The organism is Pseudomonas sp. GW821-FHT09C09 (assembly GCF_059418105.1).
The window spans coordinates 664,415-682,297 of the sequence record NZ_JBWKPF010000004.1 but is presented as its reverse complement, the minus strand read 5'-3'; the positions used below and the strand labels follow the sequence as shown (position 1 = coordinate 682,297).

Genomic DNA, 17,883 nt, shown 5'->3' with positions numbered 1-17,883 from the left:
TTCCCCATGTGAGAGTAGGTCATCGTCAAGATTAAATTCCGAAACCCCAATTGCGAAAGCAGTTGGGGTTTTGTTTTAGTAGAAGTCACCAGTTTTTGCCGGTGCGTTACTGCGGTAACGGGCTGGTCACAGAATTTCTTGACGACCATAGAGCGTTGGAACCACCTGATCCCATCCCGAACTCAGAAGTGAAACGATGCATCGCCGATGGTAGTGTGGGGTTTCCCCATGTGAGAGTAGGTCATCGTCAAGATTAAATTCCGAAACCCCAATTGCGAAAGCAGTTGGGGTTTTGTCGTTTCAGAGCCTGCAAAAGCCCCATCTTCAAGCCGCTCTGCGTGCCTTGCTGCTTCGACGAGCCTGCCATTTGCGCCACCAGATATAGACGCCAGTCCCGGACAACCCCGCAATCAGAACACCCAATACCGCGATCATCACTTGTCCGGTAAAACCTATGATCCGTCCCCCATGTATTGGCAACTGCAACCGATAGAACCGCTCTCCCAACGTCCCTTCTCCTGCGATCTCCTGCCCCAGTAATCGTCCGTCGGTACCGTGGAAAAACAACCAGGATTTGCCGTGGGCCTCGGTGTCATGCTGTCCAAACCCTGCGCCGTAGAAGTTGTACTCAAAGCTGTAATACAACTCGCCGATCGCCGATCTCAGCCCCAACCTTTTTCCCTCCTGCTGTGCCCTTTCGTAGGCCTGTTGATAACTCAAGCGAGTGATCCCCAACTCATCGGCAGGCATTCGACCTCGGGCCTCATATACGCTCGGCTCAATCGGAGAAAACAGTGACACCGCCGGTTTGAAGACCTGGCTCGGCAAGTTCATGGCCACGCTGCTGGCGGCTATCGGTAGCAATAACAACCATAGCCACAAGCCCCCAGCCCGATGCAGATCGAAGTTGAGCCGATAGGCATGCCCGCCCTTGATCCTCCAGGCGCTCGACCACTTCCTCCAAAAGGGTTTGCCTCGCGGCAAGGTCAGCCAGAGAGCGATGAAGCAATCGATCACCCAGGCAATGGCCACCAATCCCATCAGCAGCAAACCCCAGTTCCCGGGCAGCGTCAGGTTGTAGTGGAACTCAAGAATGAAAGGAATGAAGTTCTCTCGCTGAAAACAGCACTCGCCCCAATAGCGCTGGCCTTTTTGCTTGCCATTGACCGGGTCCAGGTAGAACACCTGATTACGCTCATCGAACGGTTTGCCCGTCGCCGGATCATTACGTGGAACCGCCGCCAGCAACGCTGTGTGGCCTGCCTCATTCGGGTACTCCATGTACCAGACCTGCAGCTTCGGATGTGCAGATTGCACCGCATCGACCAGATCACCCGGTGGTAGGCGCTGCCCTTCGGCCGAAGCCTCGTAAAACCCCGGGTTCAGCCACTCATCCAACTCATGATTGAACGCCAGAATGCTCCCTGTAATCCCCGCCAACAACAGAAAAACCGCCGTGGCCAAGCCGATGTACCGGTGCAGTAAAACCAGAAACGAACGCATGAAAGCTTCCCCACGAATACGACAAAGCCAGTCCCTGAACCTCAGGGACTGGCTTTTTTATGCACAAGACAAAGGCTTAGAACTGGTAGCTGACCGTGGCGGCGACGTTGCGCTCTTCGCCCATGTAGCAGAAGTTCAGACTGGCGCAGGAGGCCACGTAGGATTCGTTGGTCAGGTTGTTCGCATTCAGGCGTACATCGACGCCCTTCAAACCAACCTTGCCCAGGTCATAACCGATCGACGCGTCGAACAATGTGTAGGAAGGCACCTTCATGGTGTTCTCTGCATCCGCCCAGCTATAGCCGACGTAACGCACACCGCCGCCCAATCGCAGGCCATCAAGCGCCGCACTGTCGAACTTGTAGTCCGCCCATAGCGAAGCCATGTGTCGCGGCGCCTGGGTTGGCGAGTTGCCTTTGTTCTCGATCACATTGCTCGGGGTGCTCAGGGTGCTGATCATCGACTTCGAGTACTCGATATCGGTAAAGGTGTAGCTACCAAGAACTTTCAGATTGTCGGTGAGCTGCATGTGCGCCTCCAGTTCCAGACCCTGGGAGCGGACGGCGCCTACAGCACGATAGAAGTTTTCCTGCGGCAGTTTGGTCGCCAGGTTTTCCTGATCGATGCGAAACAGCGAGGCCGTGAACAGATTGTCGGTGCCAGGCGGCTGGTACTTCAGACCTGCTTCCCACTGCGTGCCATCCGTCGGGGCCAGTGGATTACCGGCGCTGTCGGCATAGGAGTTCGGGTTGAACGACTCCGAGTAGCTGATGTACGGCGCCAGGCCGTTATCGAACAGATATAGCGCTCCGACACGGCCCGTCAGTTTGGTGCGCTTGTCGCTGATCTCGGTGCCGACCGGGCGGCCCGCCTCGGCAATCCGGTTCTCCTCGGACGTCTCTACCCAGTCCTGACGCAGACCCAGCGAGAAGCGCCATTTATCCATTTCAATCAGGTCTTGCAGGTAAACCCCGGTCTGCTCCAGACGACGCAGATAACTGGTCTCGCCGTACATATCGATGGCGGCGTTGCCGTACACCGGATTGAACGCATTGATCGGTGCCAGGCCGCCGCTGGTCCAGTCGACCACGGTTTTGCGTCGCTGGTAATCCGCTCCCATCAGCACCGTGTGCTTGGTCGCACCGGTGAAGAATTCGGCCTGGAGCATGTTGTCGACGATGAACGCATGCAGGCGTTCGTCACCGCCGGTGTAGTAGCGATTCAGCTCGTTGCTGGTCGGCGACGTCCAGCCATAGGCGTACACCTGATCCATATTCACTTTGGAGTCGAGGTAACGGAAATTCTGCCGCGCGGTGAAGACGTCGTTGAAACGATGTTCGAATTGATAACCGAACGACTGCTGATCGCGAGAATAGCCATCGACTCCCGGTTCGCCTTCGAAGAAGTGCGGCGAGATCCGGTTGCCGTTGCGCTGATGAATCGTGCCATCGGCCGGCACGCCACCGTGATAGCCGCCATCTGGGTCATGCTGCAGATAGGCGTGCAGGGTCAGCGAAGTATCTTCGTTGAAGTCGATGCTGACGGTCGGTGCAAGGGCGAAGCGCTTTTCCTTGTTGTGGTCGAATTGCGTGTCGGACTGATCCGTCAAACCGATCAGACGATAGGCGATGCGCTTGTCGTCATCGACCGGGCCGCTGAAGTCAAAGCCGACACCACGCTGGCCCTGAGTGCCCACGGTGGCCTGGATCTGGTGATAGGCCTCGTACAGCGGTTTCTTGCTGGTCAGTGCCACCAGGCCGCCAGGCGAGCTACGGCCGTAGAGCACGGACGACGGGCCTTTCAGGATATCGACGCGCTCGAGGAAATACGGATCGACCTGCATGGTGCTGTAGGTGCCGCTGTCACCCATGGACTTGAGGCCGTCGAGGTAGATGTTATCCACCGAGCCATCGTTGAAGCCGCGCATCGCCACATAGTCGTAACGGTGCGTGGCGCCATAGGGGTTGGTCAGCACGCCGGGGGTGTACCGCATCGCCTGGGACACGGTTTGCGAGCCCTGGTCGTCCATTTGCTCGCGAGTGACCACGGACACGCTTTGCGATGTTTCCAGCAGTGCGGTACTGGTTTTGGTGGCGATCTGACTGTGCGTCGCGTTGTAGCCGTCCATGCTGCCCAGTGCGTTGCCGAGGGCGAAGCCTTTGATATCGGTGGTTGGCAGGGCCAGTGCTTCGGTTTCCGCAATCGAGCGCAGAACGTAGCTGCTGCCGTCCTGGCTGACCGCCTCCAGACCCGAGCCGCCCAGCAGATGACTCAACGCCTGATCGGTCGAATACTCGCCCTGCACGCCGGGTGATTGTCGGCCTTGAGTTTGCTGCGGGGTCATCGACAAGGTAATGCCGGCCTGGCGCGCAAACTGATTCAGCGCTTCGCCCAAGGGCCCGGCGGCGATGTTGTAGCGGTGGCTGCTGACCTCACTGGCGCTCGCCGCGACGCTCAGGTTCGGCAGCAGGCCGACGCCCAGTGCCGTGGAGAACAACGCGGCACGAACGGCGTGGCGCAGAAGGCCCGATTCGACGGTGAAATTCAGAGGGTTCTTACAGGTAACGCGCGCAGTCATTGTAGGTTTCCGTGGCAAGTCGCGAAGGCTGAGTTGAAGTGCTTACTGACTAAGCCGGCCTTGCCATGAAAACCCGCCAAAAAAATTTCAGACTGCTCGTTCCAGCGTTACCCACCAGCGGGTGCGATAGCGCAATTGCACCTGCAGTGTCTGCGGCAGGATCGCCAGCAGCTTGTCGGTGTCATCGAGGCGGAACACGCCAGACAAACGCAGATCGGCGACTTGTGGAGCACAACCCAAGAAGCCTGGACGATAGCGACCAACCTCTTTGAGGAAGTCGCCCAGGCGCATATTGCGCGTCACGATCAGCCCGTCGATCCAGGCGCCGGCATCCATGTCCAGCGGCGGAGCAGGGCGCGCCTGATGGTGGTCGATCAAATAACTCTGACCGGCAAGCACCTCGGTGGAAGCGCCAGCACTCGTCCGCGGCAAAAGAATCGCGACCCGGCCACTGGTGACGCTCAGGCGCGTGCAATCACCTTCCTGACGCAGGATGAAGCGCGCGTCGAACGGCTCATAGGTGCCATGACGGCTTTGCACTCGCAGCGGTCGATCGACCACCGAACCTCCGCCGGCGCCGCAGGTCACGATGATCTCGCCCCGAGTCAGTTTGATCAGCCGCTGTTGCGCCGTGTAATCGAGGTCCACGGCGCTGGCCGTGTTCAGTTCGATCCGCGTGCCGTCAGGCAACTGGAATCCACGACGTTCGCCGGTGGCGGTGGCGTAGTCGGCGCTCCATTGCTGCCAGGCCGACGTATCTCTGGCCAGCCATGCGGCGGAGCCCATCAACAACGCACCGGACAGCAGTTTCAACGCCTGGCGGCGTCCGAGGCCCTGCGCACTGTTCTCCAATGTATTGAATGCCACTTGTGCGCCTGGCACGGCACGCAGGTTGTGGGTCAATTCGTTTTGCAGCGATTGCACCCGCTGCCAGGCCAGTTCGTGATCGTGGTGTTCGGCGCGCCACTGTTCGCATTGGTGGCTCAAGCGCGAATTGCCATGATTGTTGCGCAGGCGCAGCAGCCAGTGGATCGCCTGTTTGACCACTTTCTGCTGTGGCTCGGCGCTTCGGGCGATTGACAGGTTATCCACCGGCATCAGCTTTCGTACCGCAGCACGTAGCAGTGATACAGCGCATCGGCGACGTAGCGCTCCACCGAGCGCAAGGACAGACCCATCTGCTCGGCGATCTGCTTGTGGGTCAAACCTTCGCACTGCGCCAGCAGAAATGCCTGACGCACTTTGGGCTTCAGTCCCTCAAGCATGCGGGCAATGCTTTCCAGCAGCTCAATCACCAGCGCGCGGGCTTCAGCGCTGGGTGTTTCGGCTTCGGGCAAGTGAGCGATGGTTTCCAGGTAGGCGCGTTCGATTTCTTCGCGACGCCAATGGTCGATGACCAGACCGCGAGCGATGGTGCGCAGGAACGCGCGGGGCGCCTTGAGTTCGAGACGCTCGGTGCGTTGCAGCAGGCGAACGAAAGTGTCCTGGGCCAGATCCGCCGCATCGGCCGCATTGCCCAGCCGCGCGCGCAACCAGCCGTTGAGCCAGCCGTGATGACGACTGTAAAGCGCCTGTACTGCAAACTCAGGTGAGGACATGAACGCGACAGCCCGGACGTCACAAATGATAATTAGTCGCATTGTCAGCAAGGGTTACAGAATTTGCAACCGACGCTGCAAAACAGTCATCAAAAAATGCCAGGCGAACGCTCTGGCACGCCGTTCGGCGGGAAGCTGGCAGAAATGCCGTCCATTTCCTACAAAACGCTAAGTTTTCTCCGAATCGTGCCGACAGACTGGTGAGACATGCGTGCACCAAAGTAGAGCAGCCATCAGAACGCTGCCTGCGCTGTACATGGAATGTTGCATCCGGAACGCATCCCCACTTTTGGCATAAGAAGTCCCATGAAATGAATCTCAAGTTCAGCCATAAAATCCTGTTGGCCGCCTCGGGCGTCGTGGTCCTGGCGTTCGCGCTGTTCACTTTGTACAACGACTATCTGCAGCGAAATACCATTCGTCAGAACCTGCAGTCCTCCGTCCAGCAGGCCGGCGATCTGACCGCCAGCAGTGTGCAGAACTGGATGAGCGGACGGATTCTGGTACTGGAAAACCTCGCGCAGAACGTCGCTCATCAGGGCAAGAACGCCGATTTCCCGGGGCTGGTCGATCAACCGGCCTTCACCTCGAACTTCCAGTTCACCTACGTCGGCCAGGCCAACGGTGTGTTCACCCAGCGCCCTGACGCGAAGATGCCGGACGGCTACGACCCGCGTCAGCGCCCGTGGTACAAGCAGGCCGTGGCCGCTGACCAGACCATGCTGACCCCGCCATACATGGCCGCCGTTGGCGGTCTGGTGGTGACCATCGCCATGCCGGTGAAAAAGAACGGCGAGCTGCTTGGTGTGGTGGGCGGTGACCTGAGTCTGGAAACCCTTGTGAAGATCATCAACTCGGTGGACTTCGGTGGCCTGGGCCACGCATTCCTGGTCAGCGGTGACGGTCAGGTGATCGTCAGCCCGGACAAAGACCAGGTGATGAAGAACCTCAAGGACATCTACCCGAACGCCGATGTGCGCATCCAGAAGGGCAACCAGAACGTGGTGCTCAACGGCCAGGAGCGCATCCTGTCGTTCACCCCGGTCACCGGCCTGCCGAATGCCGAGTGGTACATCGGTCTGTCGATCGACCGCGACAAGGCCTACGCTGCGCTCAGCCAGTTCCGTACTTCGGCACTGATCGCAATGTTCGTTGCAGTGGGTGCGATTGCAGTCTTCCTGAGCCTGTTGATCACCGTGCTGATGCGTCCGCTGATTACCATGGGCCGCGCGATGCAGGACATCGCTCAGGGTGAAGGTGACCTGACCCGTCGTCTGGTAGTGGAAAGCAAGGATGAGTTCGGCGAGCTGGGCAGTTCGTTCAACCAGTTCGTGGAGCGGATTCACGCGTCCATTTCCGAAGTGTCTTCCGCGACTCGTCATGTACACGACCTGTCGCAACGGGTGATGGCATCGTCCAACGCCTCGATCATCGGTTCCGACGAGCAAAGTGCACGCACCAACAGCGTGGCGGCCGCGATCAATCAGTTGGGTGCCGCCACCCAGGAAATCGCCCGCAACGCCGCCGACGCTTCGCAACACGCCAGCGGCGCGAGCGAGCAGGCCGATGACGGTCGTCAGGTGGTCGAGCAGACGATTCAGGCGATGACCGAGCTGTCGCAGAAGATCAGCCTGTCGTGCACCCAGATCGAAACCCTGAATGCGAGCACCGACAACATCGGCCACATTCTCGACGTGATCAAAGGCATCTCCCAACAGACCAACCTGCTGGCGCTCAACGCGGCCATCGAAGCGGCCCGTGCCGGTGAAGCCGGACGCGGTTTTGCGGTGGTGGCGGACGAGGTGCGCAACCTCGCTCACCGTACCCAGGAATCGGCGGAAGAAATCCACAAGATGATCACCTCGCTGCAGGTCGGTTCCCGTGAAGCGGTGACCACCATGAACGCCAGTCAGGCGTCCAGCGAAGAGAGTGTTGAAGTGGCGAATCAGGCTGGTCTGCGCCTGGTCAGCGTGACCCAGCGCATCGGCGAAATCGACGGCATGAACCAGTCGGTGGCCGCGGCTACCGAAGAGCAGACCGCCGTGGTGGAAACCCTCAACGTCGACGTCAACCAGATCAACCTGCTGAACCAGCAGAGCGTGGCCAACCTCAATGAAACGTTGAAGGATTGCGATGCGTTGTCGCAGCAGGCCAACCGTTTGAAACAACTGGTCGACAGCTTCAAGATCTGATCGCCTGCGGTCAAAAAACAGCCCGCTGCGGAGTGATCCGCAGCGGGCTTTTTCATGCCTTACACAAACAGCTTCAGCACATTGCCCATCGCATCATCGGCAAATCCCTGGACGAAATCCTTGAACCCCGACAGCGCCTCGGGCCCGCCGCTGGCCGGCTCGGCAATGATCGTCCAGGTCGCCCGCGACTTGCCCGCGCCCAGCGATTCCACATTCATCGCCGCCCACAGATTGGCCACGCCCAGGGTGTTGTAGATCGTGGTCCAGGTCATGCTCAGCGCCTGGTCGTCCCGGGAGTTGAGTTGCTCGACCACGACGTTGCCATCCTTGAAGAATTTCTTGCGCAGGGAAGACACGCCTTCGCCGGTCATTTCGATGTGCGACAGCGCTGGGATGAAACGGTCGAAGCCGTCGAATTTTCCGACCACCGCCCACACCTGTTTGGCGTCCACCGGCACTTCCACCGAAGACACCACGTGGCAGCCGTGAGGGTTTTTGATCAGGGTGTCGGGTTGCAGATTGCTCATGATGTTGCTCCTTGTTTGATGAGTCAGATGAAGTTGATTTCTTTCAGGTAGTCGCAGCCGCGACGCAGCAGCGCCGGGGATTTTTCCGGGTAGTGCGCGCCCATCTGTTGCACTCCGGCCTGGGCGTTGGCGTGGCCGATCAGGGAGATGTCGCCGATGTCTTCCTCAAAGCCGTTGAGGTAGAAACCGAGTACGCCGAACAGCGCGTTGTCGGCATCAACCCGACCCAGTTGCTGTTGCCAGTCGGCAACGCTGACCAGCGAAAACTCGCTGCCGGTTTCGCGGAACGATGCAACGTAGGCATCCCAGCTCAGAGGCTCCGGGTTGTGCAGGTTGAACACCGCCCGTTCGGGCGAATAACGGCTGGCATGGAAGGCGATGAAACGGGCAAGAAAGTCCACCGGCATCAGGTCGAAGTTCAGCGCGAAGGCCGGCACCTGACCGAGCTGGATCGAGCCCTTGAGCATCAGCATCAAACGGTTCTTGTGCGGTTGGCAGACGCCGCTGAGGCTGTTGAAACTGATGTTGCCGGGTCGATACAGATTGACCCGCACCCCGCGTTCCCGCGCCCGTTCGAGGATGCGTTCGCCGACCCATTTCGACAGGTTGTAGCCGTTGCGGATGTAGATCGGCGGTGTCGGTGCGGCGGGCAACTCCAGCACCCGGCCCGCGTCGTCGACAGTGCTGGAGGCCGACAGGGTCGAGACGAAATTGAACACCTTCTTGCTGCGCCCTTCGCACAGCCGCAGCAGTTCGAAAACCGGTTCGACGTTGTCCGCCGCCAGCGACTCGTAATCGAGGACGTGATTGACGTTCGCCGCGTTGTGCACCAGCGCGCCGAACTCGCGATCCAGTCGCTCGAAGTCCCCATCAGCCAGGCCCAGTTGCGGACGGGTGATGTCTGCCGAATAGACCCGCACCCGACTCAGGTCCAGATGTTCCAGCCGGTTCTCTCGCAACGATTGGGCAAAACGCTGCGCCGCGGTTTGCCCGCCGCCGTCGCGCACCAGACACGCCACTTCGCTGGCGCCCCATCCCAGCAGCGCCTCGACGATGTGCACGCCGACAAAACTGTTGGCGCCAGTGACGATCACCTTGTGCACATCGCCCATGCGGCTGATCGGCAACGGCTCGATGTCCAGCGGTCGCTCGGCGTCGGCCATCGCCTGGGCGCTGAGCACCGCGCTGTCATCGGTGCCGCGTACCAGGGTGGCGAGCTTGGTGATGGTCGGCAGTTCGATGAAGCGGTTGATCGAAATGCTGCGGCCGAATTCCTCCCGCAGACGCAGGAGCATGCGCGACAGCAGAATCGAGTGACCGCCGAGATTGAAGAAGCTTTCATCGGTGGAGATGTCGCTGGTCGGCAGCTCCAGCAGTTCGCCCCAGATCTCCAGCAACAGCGCTTCATCGGCGTTGGCCGGCAGGCATTTCGGACCGCTGTCCTGCACGCTCACCGGCAGCTCCAGCAACGCCTTGCGGTCGACTTTACCGTTGGCGGCGAACGGCATGTTCGGCAGTTCCGTCCATGCCACCGGTTGCATGTAGTCGGGCAAGAACTGCTGGGCATGTGCTTTCAGCGCATCGCGGGCGGCGTCCGATTGCGGCTGGGCGAGGAACGCCAGAATCCGCCGCTGACTGTCGATCACCACGGCGATCTGCCGATACAGCTGGCTCTCGCGCAGGCACCGTTCGATCTCTTCCGGCTCGACCCGGAAGCCGCGAATCTTCACCTGATTGTCGCGGCGTCCGCACAGCTCGATGCCGTCTTCGCCCCACTTGGCCATGTCGCCGCTGCGGTAGGCGCGCAGACGCTGCCCGTCCGGTAACTCAAGGTCCAGATAGCGCTCGGCGGTCTGCTGCGGATTATTCAGGTAACCCAGGCACACGCCGGGGCCGACGATGAACAGCTCGCCTACCGTTTGTTCCGGCACCGGTTGCAGATCGTCGTCGAGAATCAGTACCTGGCTGTTGGCAATCGGCCCGCCGAGGGTGCGATTGCTGTCGCCCGGTTGCAGCTGCCGCGCGGTGATCAGCACCGTCGCTTCGGTGGGGCCGTAGAGGTTGTGCAGTTTGCCTTGGCGCGTCAGTTGCTCGATCACGAACGGCTCGCAGACGTCACCGCCGGTCATGATCTGCCCGACGCTTTGCAATTGCTCCAGCGGCAGGATGCTCAGCAGTGCTGGCGGCAGGAACGCGTGGGTCAGCTGCCGGCGGCGAATCAGCGCCACCAGTTGCAGCGGATCACGGCGCTGGTTGTCGTCGGGCACCACCAGTTCCGCGCCTTCGAGCAGGGTCGGGAAGATGTCGATCAGCGACGAGTCAAAACTCAGCGACGAGAACTGCAGCACCCGGCTCTCGGCGTGCAACTGCACGTAATCGGCGTACCACGCCGTGAAGTGCGCGAGATTCGCCTGACTGAGCAGCACACCTTTCGGATGCCCGGTGGTGCCCGAGGTGTAGAGCGCCATGCACGGTGAATCGAGCTCGGGCCGGCGCAGCATCAGCGGTAGCGCCGGATCGACTTCAGTGCGGTCGATGCGACTGACGTCCAGCCCCGGCATCAAATCGCTCAGCGGATGTTCGCCATCGTGCAACAACAACACAGCACCGGCGTTTTCGAGGATGTACTGCTGGCGCTGAAGCGGATGGCTTGGCTCCAGCGGCAGATACACCGCACCGCTGCCGAGAATCGCCAGGATCGAAGCAAACAGCGCATCGCATTTCGGCAGGCAAATCCCGACTACCCACGGTTGCGGCTGTGTCTCCAGCATCGTCAGTAACTGCTGCTGGATCGCCCGGCTGTGATCATGCAACTGGCGATAGCTGATCGACTGCTCGGCGAGGTGCAGCGCCGGGCGTTCGGCATGCTCGATCAAGCTCTGTTGCAGGCGCTCGATCACCGGGATCTGCGCCCGTTGCAACAAGGCCGGATTGGCCGTGGCGTTGAAGCGATGCACATAGGCCAGGCTGTCGAGAAACAGCAGGTTTTCCACCTGCTCGAAGTCCGGTGCACGGGCCGTCGTCGCGTGCTGGAAATATTCGGCATCGCGGGAAAAACGGCTGACCAGCAGCGCCACTTCATCCACCACCAGCGCGAGTGTTCGCTGGCGCAGGGCCTGACCGTTACCGGAGGGTTCGTCGGCGATGGGCACGCGGCTCAGCAGTGTCGAGTCGCAGAGGCACAGAAGATCGAGCACCGGCAGTCCGCCGACGCCCGTTGCACCGATACCCAGACGCAAGGTCAGGTGTGGTGTCACGCCGTGATTCTGTGGCGCAAGACTGCCGTCGTCGATCACCAGATCCATCGACGGAGCCGCTTCCGACAGCAATGAATGACCGTGTTGTTCGAGCTCCAGCGCCAGGTCGGTCAAGGCCTGGCTACGGCCCTTCAGCAAAATGTCGAGACGTCTCATGTCAGCCTCCGTGTCAAACCAGGTAGTCGCGCAGGGCGTGCTGTACGCACGGTGTGTCGAGCAGTGAGCTGTTGTGGAAAAAACGCACGATGTTGCCCACCAGCGGGTGGTGGCGATTGATCGGGAAGGCCAGCCCGGCCATCTCGTCCTTCAGTGCGCGGCGGGTCGCATCGTTGACCGGCAAGGCATCGATCAGGCGCAGGTCGAAAGACTTCTGGATGTCGTTGGTCAGGTAGTGGCCGATGAACACCGGCAGGATCTGCGCGATGCATTCGCGATCCGCATCGCTCGCGGTGTGCCAGTAGATGCGCACCATCCGCGCCCAGAAACTCGAATGACGACCCTCGTCCATCAAGTGGTCGGCCATCAGCCCCTTGATCGATGGCTTGACCGTATCGTCCCGGGCAAAAGCCGCGACATCGCCGGTCACGGTGTTCTCGGCGATGGCCACGCAGATCAGTTCCACGGCGCTGCGCAGGTGTTCCGGGGCCAATTCGACGGCGGCCGGAATCGCCCGGCTCAGTTCGATTTCATTCGGCAACTCGATGGGTTCGATGCCGGTCATGGCCACGGTCTGCTGCATGAAATCCATCGCCACCAGCGCGTGGTAATCCTCGTCCACGACGACGGTCATGGCGTCGTAGCGACAGGCGAACGGGAACGCCACGGCGAAGCGGTTCTTGGCAATGCTGCGGGCGGTCTTGTCAACGATCTCGGTCTCGAAAATCACCACGTCGTTGATGAACTTGTACAGCGTCTGCACCAGGGCAAAATCACGCTGTTCCGGGCATTCGCGCAGGAAGGTTTCGCTGAGCACCAACGGCTGGCGGCTGAGCGGATAGATCAGCCGCGCGTCGTCCTCCAGCACGCGGCGCGGCCGGGTGCGGATGGTGGCGCGGCTTTCCCAGGCGTCGGCGAAGGATTGGTAGTCGGCGGCGTTCATTCGGCCACCTCCGCCAACGGCTCGCGCATGCTCAGGCGCAGGCCGTCCCAAAGCGCGATGCGGCTTTCCACGGCGGCGATGGCGCTGGCATAGACCTCGGCCTCACGTTGCGGATCGCCATCGACCAGGCGCTCCAGCAGTTGCTCGGCGGCGGGGCCGTGGTCTTCGGAGTCGACTTCGATGTGTCGCTCCAGGTAGTAACGGAAGGTTGGCGCCTGCTCCACGCCGATGCCCCAGGCATCGAGCATGCGCTGGAACATGGTCGGGATCACGCTCTCGCGACCATGCAGGAAAGCCGCGGCTACACTGTGCCCCGGTGCATGCAGCGCGGTGTGCAGGGTGTCGCGTACGAATTGCGCGGCGGCCGGGTCGACCTCGACACTTTGCAGCGCGACGTCATAGCTCACGCCCTCCTGTTGCAGCGCGACAAAGCGCTCCACCGCCGAGGTGCTCGCACCGACTTCGCGCATCGCATCCAGGTACAACTCGAAATGACTGTAATGCCCGTGTGACAGCCGATCGTCCGACTCTTCGCCAAGCACGATTTCATTGATCAATCGTGCGGCATGGGGATCGCGCGGCGGCAGCCACGGTAGTCGAGTGCAGGTCAGTTCCTGTTGCAGGCGTTTGGTCAGCGACATGAAGTCCCATACGGCAAAGACATGGGATTCCATGAAGCGTCGCAACACCGACAGCGAATCGATTTCGGAGAAGATCGGGTGAACGCTGAGTTCGGCTTTCTTTTGGGCGAGTTGTTCTTTAGTTGGCATGATGCGAGCCTCTGGCTTATAGGGATATAGGGACTGCTCAATCAATGGCTAACAACGTTGGATATAGTTTCCAGGCGAGCGATAGCCTCATTCGTTTCGATGAAAGTTGAAGTTGTATCGAGAGGCCCGGTACATCGGAACGCCAGGAGAGACTGACGTGCAGCGGGCCATGTTGTTGGAGCTTGCCGGCTTTTCGGTTCGGTATAAACCCGGCGTAGAAAAACTAATACATCGCAAAACAACTTAACAAGTATATTTTTAATTAATTTAAGTTTGCTGTTTTTCAAGTATGAGCGAAGCTGATAAAACTTTTAAGTTAAGTTTTATTTGGGCGTAGTTGCTCCTTTCGGCCTTTAAAGGCCAAAATTGAATAACAAGAGTGAATGCCTCACTCAAAGCAACTTTTGAAGTAAGTAATTGAAATGATCTGAGGGGATGAAGTTGGCCTGATACGGCGGCGAATCTTCCTTTTCCCGTGACAAGGCTCCTTCCGTAGGTTCCTGTTGCGGAGACTGCTGCCGGGGCGGCGCGTCCCCGTTCTATTTGGGTTGGCGATTCAAGGGTGCGCGTAAATCGGCGCCGCGGCTATCGTCGAAAATGACTTCCTTGCGGTGCAATTTCCGGGCTGTCCAAAGCAGGGGGGAGGTTAGAGCGAAGGCGCCGAAGTGCCACGGCAATTGAGCGTGACTGGCGTGGGGATTTGTAAGCGGGTTATTCGCCGGGTGAGCGGGAGCTCACCCGGAAGGGGGGAATCAGCGGGCTGTCTTGCGGTTTTGTGCGGCGGGGCTGGCGAGGTAACGGGTGATGACCTCGACACCGCGGTTGAGGTGCTGCTCCAGCAATGCCACAGCGAGCGGGGTGTCACGTTGCTGCACGGCTTGCAGCAACGCGCGGTGATCGTCCTGGGAGATCTTGCCCAGGCCCATGGCCTCGAGGTTGAAACGCAGGAAGCGTTCCTCTTCATTCAAACCGTCCTCGACCAGCCGCAGCAGGCGGCCGTTCGGGGATTTGCTGTAAAGCGTCATGTGGAACAGGCGGTTGAGCCGACCGATCTCCGTGTAGTCGTGCTCGGTTTCCAGCTCTTCGATGTAACCGGCGGCGCGTTCGTGGTCGGCGCTGGTCAGCAGCGAGATCGACTGACGCAGGGCTTCGGATTCCAGCAGGATGCGCAGTTCGTAGGTTTCGGTCGCGTCGCCCTGGATCAGCGGCGCTACCACGGCGCCTTTGTGGGCTACCACGCTCAACAGGCCCTGGGCTTCGAGCTGACGCAACGCTTCGCGTACCGGCATGCGGCTGACGCCGAACAGGTCCGCCAGATCCTGCTGGCGGACCGCGGTGCCGCACGGCAGGCGCCCGTCGAGAATCGCCGAGCGCAGGGTTTCCTCGATGACCGAGCGCGCCAGATGCGCGGGAATCGGCCCTTCGACTTTGATGCTGTGGAGTGGCTTGGGCTTCTGGGTCACAACTGCACACCCTGTTGACTGCGGAATTTGGATCCAAAGGACACTAGTGATTGCTCTACAGGTTGTCAAACCGTGTAGAAGAACCCTGTCACATCTGAAGTTTAGCGCGCGGGCGATGATCTCAGGGTGCCATTGTTTTTTGCTCGGCTAACCTTCACCATCAAACGCCTTTCCTCCTGCCCTGGATGCCTTGCATTGGCGGTACGTTTCGCGATTCCCCGGATTGCGCGCTGGCTTGCCTGCGCGCTGCTGCTGGCCGGCGTCATGCTGGGCGGTCTGCATGCCGATTGGGATTTTTCCGCGATCAGCCGCAAGGCCACGGCATTGTACGGACCGCTGGGCGCCGGGCAACAACGGATCGATGCCTGGCAGAATCTGCTGGCCACCCAGAAACAGGTCAGCGAGATGGAAAAGCTCAAAGTGGTGAACCTGTTTTTCAACAAACAGATGCGCTACGTCGAGGACATCGACCTGTGGGGCCAGGTCGATTATTGGGAGACCCCCATCGAAGCCTTGTGGAAAGGCGCCGGTGACTGCGAAGACTACGCGATCGCCAAGTATTTCAGCCTGCGCCACCTCGGCGTGGCCAGTGACAAATTGCGCATCACCTACGTCAAGGCCCTGCGCCAGAACCGCGCGCACATGGTGTTGACCTACTATTCCAGTCCCGACGCCATGCCTCTGGTGCTCGACAGCCTGATCGACCCGATCAGACCGGCCTCCGAGCGAACCGATTTGTTGCCGGTCTACTCTTTCAATGCCGAAGGGCTGTACCTGCCGGGGGCCAAGGGCAACAAAAAGGTCGGCGACACCAAACGCCTGTCACGCTGGCAGGATGTGTTGAAGAAAATGCAGGCCGAAGGATTCCCGGTCGAGACGACTAACTAGGAGCACGCGCTCAGATGTCCTTGTTCAAACAGCTGTTGATCGCAATCTGTCTGTTCCTCGTGGTCGCCTTCACCGGCAGCTTCATGGTCAGCCTGGAGAGCTCGCGCACCCAGTACGTCAACCAGTTGCGTTCCCACGCCCAGGACGCCGCCACGGCGCTGGCGTTGTCGCTGACCCCGAACATCGACGACCCGGCCATGGTCGAGCTGCTGGTCAGTTCGATCTTCGACAGCGGTTATTACTCGAGCATCCGCGTGGTCGATCTGAAGACCGACCAGACCATCGTCGAGCGCAGCGGCATTCCCGCCGTCACCAACGTGCCGGACTGGTTCGTCAAACTGATTGGCCTGGAGCCGGCCGGCGGCGATGCACTGGTCAGCCGTGGCTGGGAACAGGCGGCGCGGGTCGAGGTGGTCAGCCATCCGATGTTCGCGTTGGCCAAGCTCTGGCAGAGCGCACTCGGCAGCCTGGGCTGGTTGCTGGTCTGCGGTGCGGTGAGCGCGGTGCTGGGCGCGCTGTTGTTGCGCCGGCAATTGCGGCCGCTGGACTACATGGTCAAGCAATCCCACGCCATCGCCCGTCGCGAATTCCTCAGCCTGCCGGACCTGCCGCGCACGCCTGAATTGCGCCGCGTGGTGCTGGCCATGAACCAGATGGTCGAGAAGCTCAAGGCGCTGTTCCAGGAGCAGGCCGAACGTAGCGAAAAACTGCGCACCGAGTCCTATCAGGACAACCTCACCGGGCTGGCCAACCGGCGCTACTTCGAGATGCAACTGAACGCCCGGGTAAGCAACCCGGAGCAGGCCAGTTCCGGTTATCTGTTGCTGCTGCGGGTCAAGGATCTGGCCGGGCTGAACCAGCGTCTTGGCGGTCAGCGTACCGATGAATTGTTGAAAGCGGTCGGCCAGCAACTTTCTCGCGAGTGCGCCAAATACCCGGAAACCCAGAATCTCGTGACCCGTATCCGTGGCGGTGAATTCGCCGTGCTGGCGCCAGGGCTGACCCGCGAAGAAGCGCTGCAACTGGCGCAGAACCTCGACAGCGCCCTGGGCAGCCTGCATGCGACGGGCGCCACTGACGTGGCCGCCGTGGCCTCCATCGGCGTGGCACCGTTCGCCCATGGCGACTCACCGCAGGCGGTGCTCAGCCTCGGCGATCAGGCCCTGGCTCAGGCCGAAGGCCAGGGCGAACAGAATTGGGCGTGCCTCGACCAGAGCCTGGTGGCGGACGTCGGCGACGATCACCACGCCTGGCACCGTCTGCTCGATCAGGCGCTGAACCAGCGGCGTTTCGAGTTGTTCTTCCAGCCAGTGGTGGCAGCGCAGGACACGCAACTGGTGCTGCATTACAAAGTGCTGTCGCGCCTGCTCGACGAACAGGGCCAGACCATTCCCGCCGGACGCTTCCTGCCATGGCTGGAGCGCTTTGGCTGGACCGCACGCCTGGACCGACTGATGCTCGAGCGGGTGCTGGAGCAAATGGCCGGCCATGAAGAATCCCTGGCGCTGAACCTGTCGTCGGCGACCCTGGCCGACCCACAGGCGCTGAACAAAGTCTTCGAGATTCTGCGCTCGCACTCCAATCTGGGGCCGCGTCTGACCCTGGAAATCGGCGAGGAGCAATTGCCGGAACAAGCGGTGCTGGAACAGTTGACCCGCCGCCTGCGCGAACTCGGTTTCTCCCTGAGCCTGCAACGCTTCGGCGGGCGCTTCAGCATGATCGGCAACCTGGCGCGGCTGGGGCTGGCGTACCTGAAGATCGATGGCAGTTACATTCGCGCGATTGACCAGGAGAGTGACAAGCGCCTGTTCATCGAGGCGATCCAGCGGGCGGCGCACAGCATCGATCTGCCGCTGATTGCCGAACGGGTCGAGACGGAAGGGGAATTGTCGGTGATTCGCGAGATGGGCTTGTACGGGGTTCAGGGGCAGCTTTTCGGTGAACCGAAACCCTGGTGATGAATTGCCCGTTCCCACGCGCAGCGCGGGAACGGGCAGGACAAAAGAGA

At 60.5% G+C, this 17,883-nt stretch carries 12 protein-coding genes and 1 rRNA gene; 4 read left to right on the top strand and 9 right to left on the bottom strand.

Going from position 1 to position 17,883, the window contains the following annotated elements; all coding sequences use genetic code 11:
- Positions 1-137: 137 nt before the first annotated feature.
- Positions 138-253, top strand: a 5S ribosomal RNA gene (gene rrf / locus AC07NR_RS16525).
- A 71-nt stretch (positions 254-324) separates the two neighbouring features.
- Here rrf and AC07NR_RS16520 read toward each other — a convergent pair.
- From AC07NR_RS16520 to AC07NR_RS16505, 4 genes are all read right to left on the bottom strand, one after another.
- Positions 325-1,503 (bottom strand): PepSY-associated TM helix domain-containing protein, encoded by a 1,179-nt coding sequence (locus AC07NR_RS16520; RefSeq protein WP_495078970.1) that lies wholly within the window; start codon positions 1,501-1,503, stop codon positions 325-327.
- A 76-nt stretch (positions 1,504-1,579) separates the two neighbouring features.
- Positions 1,580-4,081, bottom strand: coding sequence for a TonB-dependent siderophore receptor (locus tag AC07NR_RS16515; RefSeq protein ID WP_495078969.1), 2,502 nt, complete (start codon positions 4,079-4,081; stop codon positions 1,580-1,582).
- Positions 4,082-4,168: 87 nt separating this feature from the next.
- A complete protein-coding gene (locus AC07NR_RS16510) occupies positions 4,169-5,179 on the bottom strand; it encodes a FecR domain-containing protein (protein ID WP_495078968.1) in 1,011 nt (336 codons plus the stop codon).
- Entirely contained in the window at positions 5,179-5,679 is a 501-nt protein-coding gene (locus AC07NR_RS16505; protein ID WP_248738740.1) for a sigma-70 family RNA polymerase sigma factor, read from the bottom strand. Before AC07NR_RS16505 ends, AC07NR_RS16510 begins: the two co-directional genes overlap by 1 nt.
- A 311-nt stretch (positions 5,680-5,990) precedes the next feature.
- Here AC07NR_RS16505 and AC07NR_RS16500 point away from each other — a divergent pair, with 311 nt between their 5' ends.
- Positions 5,991-7,871: a methyl-accepting chemotaxis protein gene (locus tag AC07NR_RS16500; RefSeq protein WP_085712595.1), complete on the top strand. Its 1,881-nt coding sequence runs from the start codon at positions 5,991-5,993 to the stop codon at positions 7,869-7,871.
- 59 nt (positions 7,872-7,930) lie between these two features.
- On the opposite strand, the gene AC07NR_RS16495 is transcribed toward AC07NR_RS16500, so the two are convergent.
- The 5 genes from AC07NR_RS16495 to AC07NR_RS16475 all read right to left on the bottom strand — a co-directional run bounded on the left by AC07NR_RS16495 (position 7,931) and on the right by AC07NR_RS16475 (position 14,987).
- Positions 7,931-8,398, bottom strand: a complete 468-nt coding sequence (locus AC07NR_RS16495) for an SRPBCC family protein (protein WP_248738739.1) — start codon at positions 8,396-8,398, stop codon at positions 7,931-7,933.
- Between the two features lie 23 nt (positions 8,399-8,421).
- On the bottom strand, positions 8,422-11,811 hold the full coding sequence (locus AC07NR_RS16490) for a non-ribosomal peptide synthetase (RefSeq protein WP_495078967.1): 3,390 nt from the start codon (positions 11,809-11,811) through the stop codon (positions 8,422-8,424).
- Positions 11,812-11,824: 13 nt separating this feature from the next.
- Positions 11,825-12,754 (bottom strand): diiron oxygenase, encoded by a 930-nt coding sequence (locus tag AC07NR_RS16485; protein WP_495078966.1) that lies wholly within the window; start codon positions 12,752-12,754, stop codon positions 11,825-11,827.
- On the bottom strand, positions 12,751-13,524 hold the full coding sequence (locus AC07NR_RS16480; RefSeq protein WP_119428524.1) for a DUF3050 domain-containing protein: 774 nt from the start codon (positions 13,522-13,524) through the stop codon (positions 12,751-12,753). Before AC07NR_RS16480 ends, AC07NR_RS16485 begins: the two co-directional genes overlap by 4 nt.
- 752 nt (positions 13,525-14,276) lie before the next feature.
- Positions 14,277-14,987, bottom strand: a complete 711-nt coding sequence (locus tag AC07NR_RS16475) for a GntR family transcriptional regulator (RefSeq protein ID WP_248738736.1) — start codon at positions 14,985-14,987, stop codon at positions 14,277-14,279.
- Between the two features lie 195 nt (positions 14,988-15,182).
- Between AC07NR_RS16475 and lapG the strand changes: the two genes are divergently transcribed.
- Together lapG and lapD are read left to right on the top strand one after the other, a co-directional pair.
- Positions 15,183-15,875 carry a cysteine protease LapG gene (gene lapG, locus AC07NR_RS16470; RefSeq protein WP_114880931.1) on the top strand — a complete coding sequence of 231 codons (693 nt, stop codon included), beginning with the start codon at positions 15,183-15,185 and terminating at the stop codon, positions 15,873-15,875.
- Positions 15,876-15,889: 14 nt separating this feature from the next.
- Positions 15,890-17,833 carry a cyclic di-GMP receptor LapD gene (gene lapD, locus AC07NR_RS16465; RefSeq protein ID WP_085712602.1) on the top strand — a complete coding sequence of 648 codons (1,944 nt, stop codon included), beginning with the start codon at positions 15,890-15,892 and terminating at the stop codon, positions 17,831-17,833.
- Positions 17,834-17,883: the final 50 nt, after the last annotated feature.